Genomic DNA, 13131 nt, shown 5'->3' on the forward strand with positions numbered 1-13131 from the left:
TGGATGGTGCTTGGTCTCTCGAAGCACCTCTTTAATCTATTTTGACAACGGGCATAAAACTGCCATTTATTGCCTGATCAACTCGGCCTTGAATACGGCAAAACCTGCCGTTCGCCGTTCAAATTCGTGTGCGAGCTTTGTGCCAATTGCGGTCATTGGGCACCTTTGATGGTTACTTCGGCTTCACGCCCATAGCGGACCAAATAGCCTAATAAGTAGTAAGGCAAACTTGATGAAAAATGATACGTTTCAACTAACCTGCCCCGCAGATTGGTTTAAAGCTCAGAGATTTTCTCAGCCGAGGGTGCCCCTAGGACAGTAAGATGATAAATGAATGACATAACAGCCTCGTTATCAGTTTCGCTAAAACTCTAGTAACCAAATGGGGGCCCGAGACTATCTCCCAAGCGCCCGTGCATTCTCAAAACCGCTCCCACGGATCAACGTGTTGACCGTCAAAGAATCTGGAACGTACCTCCGCAAAGTGATCTTTGCCAACCTCGTTCCCACGCTGAACCATATCTTGGATAGCCTCTGCGTCATCCATTTTGATTTCGTCAGAGGTCTGCTGGTTAACTCGCACGTGACGCGTCGGACCTAGGAAGCTCTCCGCTAGTACCAGAGCACCATGCTCTTGGGCTGCAAAAAAGAGATCCACGCTGTGAGGAGCCCAACCTACCTTGCCCTTCCCGAGCTGTTCGGTGAAGTCGCATTCGCTGCTGAGTGTGCCAATACTCAGAACATCGATTCTGTCTAGAGGGATCTTAAGGTGTCGGACCGCTTCCGCCAGAGCCGGGAGGATAGGGTTATTGGCCCAGACGCCACCATCTAGGAATTTCTCTAATGCAATAGCTCCATCGAAGGTAACTTCATCAAAATAAGTAGGTGCAGCAGAGGACGCCAGTGCAGCGTCGACGGCTGAAATATCTCGGTAAGCTGTTCGGTCTGGGCTATGCGGGGTAACGATCGCCTCTGCCTGACCTTGCTTGGCTCTCACAGTTGGAATCACTAGGCGGCAGAGGGAATTTGCTCCCAACGTTTTGTCTCCATACACCTCTGTCAACAGGTCTCGAAGTGTGGCTGAGTCATGCTTGGATTTGAGCCAGTGACGCAGTTTCCGATCCTTCGGAAAAATCTGAGAGCCCTTTTTCTCGTAAAATTCAAGGATTTCATGAGGCTTCAAGCCCATGGCCAGCCCAATTGCCAAGATCGCCCCCGTGGATGTACCAGCAACCAAGTCGAAGTGAGAAATCAGGTTGTTCCCACCACCGGCCTTTAGCATGTCGTCCCACTTAGCCAATACTGCCGCAGTGAAAGTCCCTCTAAGCCCTCCTCCGTCTAGCGCCAAGATACGGAAATTACGGCCTCGCGATATATTACGGCGAGTAAGCGGTAGGTTTTTCAGCTGATCGACTATCAGACCTACGACTTGTTCAACCGATGTACTGTTGGCAATGGTTTCATTCACCTCGTGAGATAGCCCGTTTCGCAGACGAGATAACAACGAAGGATCTTCTTTGAGATAGCCTGCGATAGCCCCACCAAAGCCAGCGACGACAAAACCTGGCTTTCCGAGATCAAGCATCGTCCCCAACTCATTGGGAACGCCTGCGCTTACTTTGTTGACGTCCCACCATGCACCGCCTACGCAGACTACTACATCGGAACGATCAGCCATCCAATCACGCATTGGGGTCAGGCCTTCTGCGGCCAAGCCATCGCTGTTATCTGCAGGCACAATCTCTACGGAAGCAAATGCTCTTTGCTCGTCAATTTCAGCAGTGTACTCGTCAGTTGAGTAGCTCTTTGCCCGTACTAGTGTAAGTGCCCCCTTGCTACCACCTGCTTGGATGAAACCCTCAGCAGCTTTGCGCAGTGGCTCAATGAACGAAGGATGGCTCCCATGGACAATGGAGCCCCCTTCACTGAAGACTTTCACTGCAAATTTCTGCACGAAATCAGCAATGTCAGCTTGCAGTTCTTTGTTTGACCCAGACAGGTGAACCCTGACTCCGGACAGACGCTGTATGGTTGCCATGTGTAGTACCTAAATTATATGAAATTTCGAGTTCAGCCGACTAATACGTCTACGGGCGCGTTCTCAACGACCAGCCAAATTAGCTGCAGTTTCAATCCAGCCTGCGATGTTTTCTCGGCCATTTAGAGCTGCGAAGTCGTATCTCTTGTAGTACTTGGATAGCTTAACAACCGTGTTGCTGGTAGGGGCTTCAAACCACAGATGAGAGGCAGGGATGTCTAAAGTGTAGTCCGAGCATTTCAACCATTTACCCTCCTTGAGCTCCGCGAAATAAACTTTGCCGTTGGATAGATAGACACCCACTTCAGCCAGTGGGTTTGTGCCTTTCACTCCAAGCTTCTCCGCATTATTTTTTACGCCATGGATATCGACCGTGAGAAGCCCATTTCCCTTCACCACGCTGTGCACTATCTCGTAACGCACCCATCGCCTAGAAGCTGTGTACTCGCCAGAAAGCCCGCACGTCACTGAAGTATTCTTGAGCCCATTTCGAAGGAAGGCCTTAAGTGCAACATCGCCTTCGTTCTTGGAGGCTTCGAAAACGCTGCCATCGAAGAATCCGACCGACTTTTGATCGTCGTTTACGACCCAGCAGTTCCTGACATTCCATGCTCACCAGACGTCTTCCGTATAATGAAATGAAAAAAACGTTCTACGTGACATCCCTTGCTCCAGTTCGTTTCGTTGACAACCCCCTCTCTCCGTAGCGACTGCTGTTCACTTTGGAATATGTTGTCAGTGCTCGTCGTATAATACGAGCCTGTCAGACATTGGGTGATTTATAAGTATACCCAAGTAATCTCCGATGAAATCACTAGGATACCTGAATGTGCTCAAATTGATGTTACTTCAATGCATTCACTAGCTGTCTCAATTTACCTTATGTCGAATGGCATGATCAATCCAGCTTGAGATATTATTTGCTACGCCTTGGTAAGCATTTAAGGAATTAGGATCATAACAAGGTACAACGCTTGATAATGCTCTACCATCGTCGAATTTTATCAGATCAAACGGATTTTTTCCCTTCCTGCTAGTCCCGTTTCTTGGACACTTTAGGTTATGAATATGAATACCTAACAGAGCTTTCCCATCATTCCATGCCTTGATGATTTCATGCTCTATCCACGGTCTTGAAGCGGTTTCGCTACCGATCAAAACAATAATACATCGTTTGTATTTCATATTTTGATTTATCCAATTCTCAACAGCTTTCTTACCAGTTCGCTTTAGTGTTTCCCATTCATTTGGAGTGGTCGGTGGATTACCCTCAATGCTACCAATATTACGTATTTGTTGGACTCTCATTACGTCGTTGTCAAAATGAAAGCTATAAAAAACAGGAATTTTAGCCATTTTTAGTTTCCTTTATAGATTTTCTACCCAAGTTCCAGTATCCGTACCTGCACCAAACACAGCATAACCAGTCTTGCCCGTCTGTTTATCGTTTCCTTCATCCATCTTCTTATACAGCTAAAGATATTCGTTTCCATACCAAGTTCCGTAATCATCTTCTGTTGGAATAATTAAAATCTTATCATAGCCTTTAGCTGAATCTGCAAAACCAATTTCCCAAGGACACCAACGTGATTGAGTTGAATTGCCTGTTGCTAAAAACAAGAACCAGTCTGTAGTGTTAATTTTTGTCTTAATTCTGTTTGCAGTATCTTTGTTGGGAGTGCTATGCATTTCGCTATCCTCCCAGTCAATGTACAAGTCCCATCCATTTTCTTTCATTAGAACTTGAAGACCTTTAGCTAGCTCATGGTCTTTGTGGCTGTGGCATAAAAAGGCCGTTTGCTGATTTTTAGCTAAAGCTTCATTGAGCGATTTAGCTACAACAACTTTTCCCGAGCGATTAGATGCTGATCGTAAGTCCCTTGTTTTAATGGCCATTCCTACTCCTGTAATTCATAGTACTCGGGAACCTAATAAGTATAAAAGGGGTCAGATCCAAATTAAATGGAGTAACTCATTTTTTTCCGCAAATGTAGTCAAATTATTTAGTCCGCTTTGGGTCGAAAACTGACCTAATCCCACACTACCAGATAATTTTCTGTGTGTCTGTTTTTCGCTCTAAGCCGACTGTCAGGGCTCTTCAGTCAATTGGCGCTTTGTGTCTTCAGGGACGTTCGCGATTCGATATTTAAGCGTCTCTGCCCCCACAGATTGTAACGTGTTTAACATAACTATATCGCCCATGATGGCAGATATGTACGCGAATAAACTTGCCCTTCATACGACATCAGCTATTCCTTTCAAATGCAAATTCCATTAGCATAAAAAGTATCAATAAATTTACGGGCAGAGTCTAGGCTTTGTCCAACAAGGTGATTATTCGTCACACACTACGTGCCGTATAATCACTAAGTAGTTATGTTTTCAGGAGGCAACAATGGAGTTGATAGCAGAGTTTAAAGGGCAAAATGGTATATTGATCATTTATGAAGAATATATTGAAATTTCCAGAAAATCTTTCGGGGGATTTTTTTTCCAGGGTTCCAAAGGAAATAGGCGTTTCTATTATTCCGACATTAATGCTATCGAGTATAAAACCCCATCGATGATGTCTAATGGATATTTCAAAATTATAGCTGGCGGCACAAGTGAGGTGAACGCGAAAGTTGGGCTTCTGAGATCGTCAGTGGATAGCATTAAAGACCCCAATACAGTTGTTTTGAGATCATTCAATAAAAAAGTATCCGCAGAGTGCGATTCACTGTATGAAAAGGCCATGAAGCAGCTCAACACGCTCAAAGGTAATAGCCAGTCGACCTCAAAAGAGGGAAGTAATTTGGATGAGCTGAAAAAACTGGGAGAGCTATTAAATACCGGAGTTCTTACCCAAAAAGAATTTGAGTTGGAAAAGAAGAAAATATTAAATCATACTAAGGAGTAGATAATGAGAATAATTATAGTCTTTTTGATAGTCATTCTTTTTCCGCTAAGTAGCACAGCAACAGACTTGATACACCCTCTGGATTTCAAGGGAGCACAGAAAGAGAAAGCAGAAGTTATCGAGCAGATCAAAGTAAGTGTCAATCAAACATATAGTCAAATTGGTATGGACGACCCAGCAACATTGAGAATGATGGAAAAAGAAGAACTAAATTCATTCAAGAAACTAACTAAAGTTGAAAATCGAAAACTACTTGACGGTGTGATTCAGCAATATTGCAATATAGGTATGTGCAATTACAACACTATCCTAATGATGTATAACGAACAAAATAAAGCATCCAAAGAAGAGCTGAGTTGGTGAACTTAAAAAACATAACAATCGCATTAAATCTGACTTCAACGACCGCTGATCGCTCTAAGCCGACCGATGAACAACTCTGGCGACAGTCGGCTTTCGGTAAATGGACTTATTGGCTATTTTTTCGGAACCATGTGTAGAGCGAAAAATTGTCTTTAACATGATATGTAGCCCATCTTTAGTATGTGTGGTCATTCATCCACACCAACTAAATATGAAAGAGGTGACACCATGTATCAAATTACAGTTTATAGGAAAAAGGAGCCTTGGAATAAAAATAAGCTTGTTGGTCAAAAGCTCCCACTTAAACTTCAGCAAATCTGGGCTATTCGTATTCGACTTGAGCTATCAGGTAATGTTAGAGACCTAGCACTATTTAACCTAGCTATTGACAGTAAGTTGAGAGGTTGTGACCTAGTTTCTCTGAGGCTACGTGACATTGCTCATGGACTAAGTGTGCAATCCAGAGCAATGGTAGTACAACAAAAGACTGGGCAACCGGTACAGTTTGAAATTACGAAAAACACACGTGAATCTATCTCACAGTTAATTCAACACGACCAATTGACGTTAAGTGATTACTTGTTCAAATCGAGAGTGAAAGCATCTGATCATATATCAACTCGACAATATAGCCGTATTGTTGACCATTGGGTCGAATCGATAAACTTAGACGCGACTCAATACGGCACGCATACAATGAGACGAACAAAACCTTCTCTAATTTACAAAAAGACAAAGAATCTGCGAGCTTGCCAACTATTACTCGGTCATACAAAACTTGAAAGTACTGTTAGATATCTAGGTATAGAGGTTGATGATGCACTAGAGGTATCGGAGGGAATTGATTCGTAATAAAAGCTTGAAAGTCGCACCTCTTCCACAGAAGTGCGATCATCTAATCTAATGGGCTCATGCTCCATTTTGCGAGAGGCAAGTGCACGGCATAAGCGGTCGTAAGCCATTCAAAATTGTGTGAGAAGTTTGTGTCACAAGCAATCCTTGAGATTGTAAATTTTGATGGGCTGTTGAACCTCCAAACCAGTCATTCAGCCAGTCGTTAATTACGCCTCTTTTTGCAACACTAGTCTGCACACAATTCAAGAATGAATGTGTCGACAGTACAACATAGTGAGCAATATAAACGCCACTGACCAGAAACAACGCAATGATGCTTGAACATACCATCTGTTGAGGCAAGGCCCTACGCATTTCATTATCCAGATTTCAGCACCCAAGGCCAGCTTACTCACTTACCTTAGCGCCAAACATTCCTCAAATTTTTTTAATACCACAAATGACTAACCACAAAACAAACCTCGAAAACAGCTGTCACAAAGGCTCGTCGACAGCATTAATGTTCCTATACTTTGGCCACTTGTTGCAAAAATGTAAATACGTGTTATTATCTTTGTAGACAAGACGTCGTGCAAAGTTTTTTTGGTATAAGGATATTACATATGACAATACACAGAAGATATGCCGGATTAACCATTCGGTTTTCTACTCCATTTAAACAATTATTCCTGCTACTCACATTCACTCTATTTTCGTCCATAGCGCAAAGCGCAATCACCCTAACCACCAACTCGGCAAATAATGACGGTAATTTTATTTTGTCCTGGACGGCGGATGGTAATACTCAATTTTTTCTCTATAGCAATGGTGTGAAGGTGTCTATGGGAGGGGTAACTTCTCATGCACTTTCGAATCTGGATGTTGGCACCTATACCTATCGGGTAGACGGCTGTTATAGTTTTGGGTGTGCATATCCCTCTTCATATACGCTGTCGAATTCCGTAGTTGTAACAGTGACAGAAAGCGGAACCACTGTACTATCTGTCAGCGCTGCTCTATCCGGTGGTGATTTTACATTATCTTATATAACTAATGACCCTGTTTATATTACTGGCAGATTAAGTGTCTATGAAAACGGAACGTACATTGGTTTAACAACCAACGCTAAACTGGACGTTGTTAACAAGCCAGCAGGAACTTACTCATATTACCTCAGGAATTGCAGCCCTGGTGGTTGTTCTTCAAATTCCAACAGTCTAACCGTCACCGTTATTAAGGATGCAGAACAAGGCGAAACTCTCTATCGATATGATGTTCTAGGCCGCTTAGTCACAGTAGATGACTATGAGAATGGTTTAGTCATTTATGAGTACGACGCAGTTGGCAACAGGAAAGCGGTCGCAAACAATTAACCCGCTCAGAATGACGGATTATCGCGCAGCAAAGCAAACGCCTGTGAACTTGAAGCATATAAATTATGGAAAATCTAATTATGCAAACAACACATCTTTTTAAAGCATTATCGTTATGTATTGTATTTGTAAGTGGTTATGGCCTTGCCGAGCAATTGTCCCCCGCACCATATAAAACGATGGATAATAACGGTGTCAACGTTATCTCTGGTCATGTATCCCCAACGTTAACTGATATTAGTATCGGCGGAAGCATGGGTCTTACACACACTATTTCAGCGACCGCAGGGAATTTTGGTACTGAGGCCCCTGGCAATTGGGGCCCCGTCGAAAAGTTCCGAGGCGGCATCCATAATGCTATACGTAGCCCCGGCTCTGGCTTGAATAATCACTTTTATGTATTGCGTGCATTTGGCCCAGGTGGAGGTGCAGATTTTAGAATTAACCCTGATGGCTCATATGAGGACGTTAATGTCGCTGGAAACACGCTAACGTTTATTCCTGGACAGGGATACTTATTTACCACCTCAGACGGAGTAGAAAATCATTATGGTACTGGTGATGGCAACCCAATAACAAACGCAAGATACCCAGTGAGAATGAGTTTAACGAAAGTTGTTTACCCAAATGGATTTACCATTACCATTACGAAGCGCGGTGGGAGCATAGACAGTGCTGTCTATAGCGTCAATACCAACACCGGCTTTCAATTGAAATATTTTTATGAGCCTGACACTCGACCTGTTCCAAGTTCGGTGGTCAATGCAGTTGCGCAAACTGTGGGTGGTGTTCCAATAAATGTTGATACTGTGAATTGGCACGCTTTGATGCCGAGTCACATCAAGGGTATTAATAATGCAATAGAATACTGCACGCCAACCACTGCTAGCTGCAATTTAACTGAAGACTGGCCGACAGTTGAATACGAATGGCCAGCTGGGATGCCTAAGGCTTTTTGGGTAGGTGATAATGTGTTTCAAGTAACAGATGCAATGGGTAGCGTCACTGAATACAAACATAGCGCAATAGACGCGGCTGTGTGGATTGGTGATTCGTCGGTTAACGGCCCCACAACTGAAAGATTTGTGCCGCGGATTGTTGAAATCAAAGATGCAACGGCTAACGTGTCGAGGATGAAATATGAATATGAAAATAAAGGAGTGCCCGGCGGCGGCGTGAATGACTTTAGACCCACTTGGACGTCATATGGATATGCGGTTTTAACTGCTGCGCATAATAATAACGTAAAAGTAGACTATACCATAGGGAGTGCTGAGCGCACGTACGGCAATGTAATAATGAGAATGGTTAACGGTGGTGGTGGCTACAAAGGCATTAATTATACTAAGTTTAACGCTCATTTCGGAGTGCCTGAAACGGTAGATACACGAGAAACGTACGCTAACCTTAGTGTTGATTATAAAAACCGGCTGTTTATGTTCGCTGATAAATTGACAGGAGTCAGTTTCGCATATGAGTATGACGACGAACTTGGGAATGTCACGCCGCGTGGGAATGTTATATCTATTACGGAAGCGCCGGGTTCATCGTCGCCAATCACGCAAACGGCGGTTTACCCCAGCTATTGCTATCCTTATAATCGCAAATTCTGCAACAAGGCGACGTCAATTACCGATGGAAATGGTAATACTAGTTTTTATCAGTATCACCAACCATCGGGTCAAATTAAGAAGGTCACATTACCACCCAATGAAGATGGCATATCTAAGGTAACGCGCTATGCATACACGAAGCACTATGCCACTTACAAAATTAATAGTGCTAGTCCATCAACTTCACCGGACGGCATTTGGCTATTAACATCAGAAAAATCCTGCATTAATAGCGCCACCAATGGCGATAGTTGTACTGGTAATGACGAGGTCGAAATTACCTATGCTTATGATTCTGCCAACCTATTTCTGATAGAGCAGTCAGTAACTTCGGGAAGTACAACACGACGAACCTGCTACCGATACGACATTTATGGCAATAAAATTGGTGTAACGCAGCCCAGAGCAAACCCATCTACCTGCGTTTATTAGAGAAAGGACACTCATAATGAAACCATTATTTTTAAACATTATACCTCATCAATGCCGGATACTGTCTCTGATATTAATGACTGCCATCAGCTTTAGCGCAACAAGTGCTCAAAATTCAGCGTCTTATACATCGGCGATGCGCTATAACCTTGCCGGACAATTAACGGGTACTATTGACTCCGACCCCGATGAGGGAGGTCCTTTAAAGCATCCCGCTACGCGCAACACATATAACAGTCAAGGGTTACTGATAAAAGTAGAACAGGGTACTTTACAATATTGGCAGAATGAGAATGTAAAGCCAGAAAGTTGGTCAACTTACAATTTTAAGGTGATTACGGTCCAGAGGTATCGTTACAACGATTTAGGTTGGAAGGTATTAGCATCCACTACGTCTCTTTCTGACGTAAAGGAAACGTTAACACTATACAGCCATGACGAATATGGTCGCGTAAAATGTAAATCTGTTGAAATGAACAAAGCGGGATTTTGGGCCGCCTTTTCTTATCCGATTACCAATGTATGTCAAGGTAATAGTGCTGGCACAGACAGAATAACGCGGTACACCTACAACGAGTTTGACCAAGTAGTCAAGATTGAGAAAGCAGTCGATACGCCACTCGAACAGGTCTATGTCGAAAATATCTACGATGGTGGTTTGAAAACCGATACGATCGATGCCAACGGCAATCGTGCTCACATGGAATATGACGAGTTTAACAGATTAAAAAGATGGTACTTTCCCGATAAGGTTAATGTGGGAGGATATAGTACAAGCGACTTTGAAGAGTACACCTATGACAATAATGGTAACTTGCGGACATTAAAAAAACGCGACGATGTCAATATCATCACCTATGTCTATAACGATATCAATCAACAAATCAAAAAAGACTGGCCGGGGACTGCGAGTAAGGACGTTGTCTACAAAAATGATTTGCGTGGCCTACAACTTAAGGCTAGATATGGCTCTGTCACAGGATTAGGTATAACCCGCAAGTATGATGGTTTTGGACAGCTAAAGGAAGAAACCAATACCACCTCAGGTACAAGTTTTGTAGTGAAAAGCGATTACGACCAAAATGGCAATCGCACGAAGTTGACTCATCCAGACGGTAAATATTTCTTGTACGATTTTGATGGACTAAACCGCTTAACCACTATTGGTGAAAACTCTAACTCTTCCAGTAACATTATGACTACGCATGTCTATGATTTTTATGGGCGGCCAATTGGTATTGAGCGTGCAAACAATGTGGATACCGTTTATGACTATGATAACGTCTCTCGCCTTAGTGAAATAAAGCATGACTTTAACTACAGTGGGAACAAAGTAACCTATGGTTACGAATATAACCCCGCTAACCAAATGACTAAATTATCGTTGAGTAATGACCGTTATCGCGAAGACGATAATGTAGTGGGTCATACTGGCGATTATGAGGTTAACGGCCTGAACCAGTATACTTGTGCAGGAGCCAACACGGGTGCTACAAATTGTAGCGGTGGCAAAAGCATTACGCATGACGACAACGGCAATATGACCAGTGATGGTTTAAGAACGTTTGGGTATGATGTTGAAAATCGAATGACATCATCTAATATGGCGAGTCTTGGCTATGACCCAGCAGGACGCCTAAATCGGTATTCTGCCTATCCAAACCCAACAAAAACCATGATTTATGATGGCGACGCACTTATTGCAGAATACTCAGGCAATGTGTTAACCAATCGATATGTGCACGCTGTGGGTGCAGATGTGCCATTGGTATCTTACGCAGGTAATGCTGTTTCCAGCAGCAATAGGCAGTATCTTCATACGAATCATCAAGGCTCGGTGATTGTGGCATCGGATAGTAATGGTAATCTCGATTATATTAACAGGTATGACAGTTACGGGGTGCCCAGTGCCAGTAATCAAGGACGCTTTGGCTACACAGGACAGCAATATCTCTCTGAGCTTGGTATATATTATTACAAAGCACGGGTTTATCATCCAAAGCTAGGTCGATTCCTTCAAACTGACCCTGTGGGTTATGAAGACCAGATGAATCTTTATGCTTATGTAGGTAATGATCCGGTTAATATGGTTGATCCAACTGGTAAATGGATACAATTGGCGGCGCTTGTGGTTGGTGGTGTTATTGGAGGAGCGGCAGAATATCTATCTAATCCAGATGCAAAAATGGGCGACATTGCTAGAGCTACAATTGTCGGTGCTGGAGTGGGATTCGTGTCCTCTATGGGGGGAGGGGTATTATCTGCTGCATTGTTCGGTGGCTCTGCTAATGCTAGCGGTGAACTGATAAACCAAGTAGCCACTGGGGATTACGACGGAGCAAAAGTAGTAACGGCAGGCTTAACTGGTCTTGTAGGCGGAGCCGCTGGAAAACTTGCCGCAGGCAAAGTTGTAAGTGCTTTGAATAAAGGTCTTCCTGATAACAGTGTATCAAGTGCTGCCCATAATATGACATCTTCTACTTCACAACGAGTTTTGGCTGCTTCACAATCGATGACCAATGCTACTCAAAAGGGAGCTGCGGCAAAACTTCAAGTGGGAGCAGGCTACGGCGCCGGTTCGGCAACGGGAATGGCCGCAGCAGAACAGGTATGTGACAAATCTTCGTCAAAAGGATGTTAAATTGAAATCGGCAAAAATCTCCGATGGTAGAGGTAATCGAGAAAAAAATGCAAGAGCCTTTTTTCATATTTTAAATGGATGCATTGTCACCAGTATTACAATGGTATTATCGCATGTTATTATTATTCCGTTGTTCGGTATCGATACAAATGTACCGATAAGAGAGTATGACCAAAGTTTAGTTTTATATTGTTTTTTTGTCATTCTCTCGACAGTTGTCGGAATGTATATGCTGTCTATTAAAATATTAAACTGGGTCTTTCAAAAGTTAAAAATTTAGAAGGTATCAAGCTACCCTTGATTACAGTTGTCTATCATTACGATTATTTTATTACAAAGCTCGGGGAGATATTGCTGTCCAGTGTAGCCAAAGCGTCCTTGATTACTGGCACTGGGCACCCCGTAACTGTCATACCTGTTAATATAATCAAGGTTACCATTACTATCCGATGCCACAATCACCGAGCCTTGATGATTCGTATGCAGCTACCGCCTATTGCTGCTGGAAACAGTATTACCCGCGTAGGATACCAATGGCACATCTGCACCCACAGCATGCACATATCGATTGGTTAACACATTGCCTGAGTATTCTGCTATAAGTGCGTCACCATCATAAATCAGAGTTTATGTTGGGTTTGGATAGGCAGAATACCGATTTAGGCGTCCTGCTGGGTCGCAGCCGAGACTTGCCAGGTCAGATGATATCATTCGATTTTCAATAGCATACGCAAACGTTCTTAAACCATCATTGGTCATATTGCCGTTGTCATCATGTGTAATGCTATCGAATGGCGCACCATAAAGTAACAATCACCTTAAAACTAATTCAGGCATTTGCAACTTGGTAATCGCCAATTTGAGTTCGATCTTAAAAGGAAGTTCATCTTTTTCAAACTCAAGAACAGGTAAATTAGTTCTCGTTTTTATGAGGTATT

General features: G+C 43.1%; 11 protein-coding genes and 1 pseudogene. 7 read left to right on the forward strand and 5 right to left on the reverse strand.

Annotated elements, in window-relative coordinates:
- Positions 1-421: 421 nt before the first annotated feature.
- From CXF81_RS12690 to CXF81_RS12705, 5 genes and pseudogenes are all read right to left on the reverse strand, one after another.
- Positions 422-2038 carry a CBASS cGAMP-activated phospholipase gene (locus CXF81_RS12690; RefSeq protein WP_101181713.1) on the reverse strand — a complete coding sequence of 539 codons (1617 nt, stop codon included), beginning with the start codon at positions 2036-2038 and terminating at the stop codon, positions 422-424.
- 63 nt (positions 2039-2101) lie between these two features.
- Positions 2102-2368 carry a hypothetical protein gene (locus CXF81_RS20350; RefSeq protein WP_232771912.1) on the reverse strand — a complete coding sequence of 89 codons (267 nt, stop codon included), beginning with the start codon at positions 2366-2368 and terminating at the stop codon, positions 2102-2104.
- Between the two features lie 9 nt (positions 2369-2377).
- Positions 2378-2635, reverse strand: a pseudogene (locus tag CXF81_RS20715) (TIR domain-containing protein); the annotation flags it as partial.
- Positions 2636-2908: 273 nt separating this feature from the next.
- Positions 2909-3394, reverse strand: a complete 486-nt coding sequence (locus tag CXF81_RS12700) for a TIR domain-containing protein (protein WP_101181714.1) — start codon at positions 3392-3394, stop codon at positions 2909-2911.
- 117 nt (positions 3395-3511) lie between these two features.
- Positions 3512-3934 (reverse strand): toll/interleukin-1 receptor domain-containing protein, encoded by a 423-nt coding sequence (locus CXF81_RS12705; RefSeq protein WP_101181715.1) that lies wholly within the window; start codon positions 3932-3934, stop codon positions 3512-3514.
- A gap of 499 nt (positions 3935-4433) precedes the next feature.
- Between CXF81_RS12705 and CXF81_RS12710 the strand changes: the two genes are divergently transcribed.
- The 7 genes from CXF81_RS12710 (at position 4434) to CXF81_RS12745 (ending at position 12473) form a co-directional block, all read left to right on the forward strand.
- Positions 4434-4937, forward strand: a complete 504-nt coding sequence (locus CXF81_RS12710) for an SHOCT domain-containing protein (protein WP_101181716.1) — start codon at positions 4434-4436, stop codon at positions 4935-4937.
- Between the two features lie 3 nt (positions 4938-4940).
- Positions 4941-5300 carry a hypothetical protein gene (locus tag CXF81_RS12715; RefSeq protein WP_101181717.1) on the forward strand — a complete coding sequence of 120 codons (360 nt, stop codon included), beginning with the start codon at positions 4941-4943 and terminating at the stop codon, positions 5298-5300.
- Positions 5301-5528: 228 nt separating this feature from the next.
- Entirely contained in the window at positions 5529-6152 is a 624-nt protein-coding gene (locus CXF81_RS12720) for a tyrosine-type recombinase/integrase (RefSeq protein WP_101181718.1), read from the forward strand.
- Between the two features lie 605 nt (positions 6153-6757).
- Positions 6758-7507 (forward strand): hypothetical protein, encoded by a 750-nt coding sequence (locus CXF81_RS12730; protein WP_101181720.1) that lies wholly within the window; start codon positions 6758-6760, stop codon positions 7505-7507.
- 80 nt (positions 7508-7587) lie between these two features.
- Entirely contained in the window at positions 7588-9552 is a 1965-nt protein-coding gene (locus tag CXF81_RS12735) for a hypothetical protein (RefSeq protein ID WP_101181721.1), read from the forward strand.
- Between the two features lie 16 nt (positions 9553-9568).
- Entirely contained in the window at positions 9569-12193 is a 2625-nt protein-coding gene (locus CXF81_RS12740; RefSeq protein ID WP_101181722.1) for an RHS repeat-associated core domain-containing protein, read from the forward strand.
- A 1-nt stretch (position 12194) separates the two neighbouring features.
- Positions 12195-12473, forward strand: coding sequence for a hypothetical protein (locus tag CXF81_RS12745; protein ID WP_101181723.1), 279 nt, complete (start codon positions 12195-12197; stop codon positions 12471-12473).
- Positions 12474-13131 lie beyond the last annotated feature (658 nt).

The organism is Glaciecola sp. 33A (genome assembly GCF_002836745.1).
Lineage (GTDB): Bacteria > Pseudomonadota > Gammaproteobacteria > Enterobacterales > Alteromonadaceae > Glaciecola.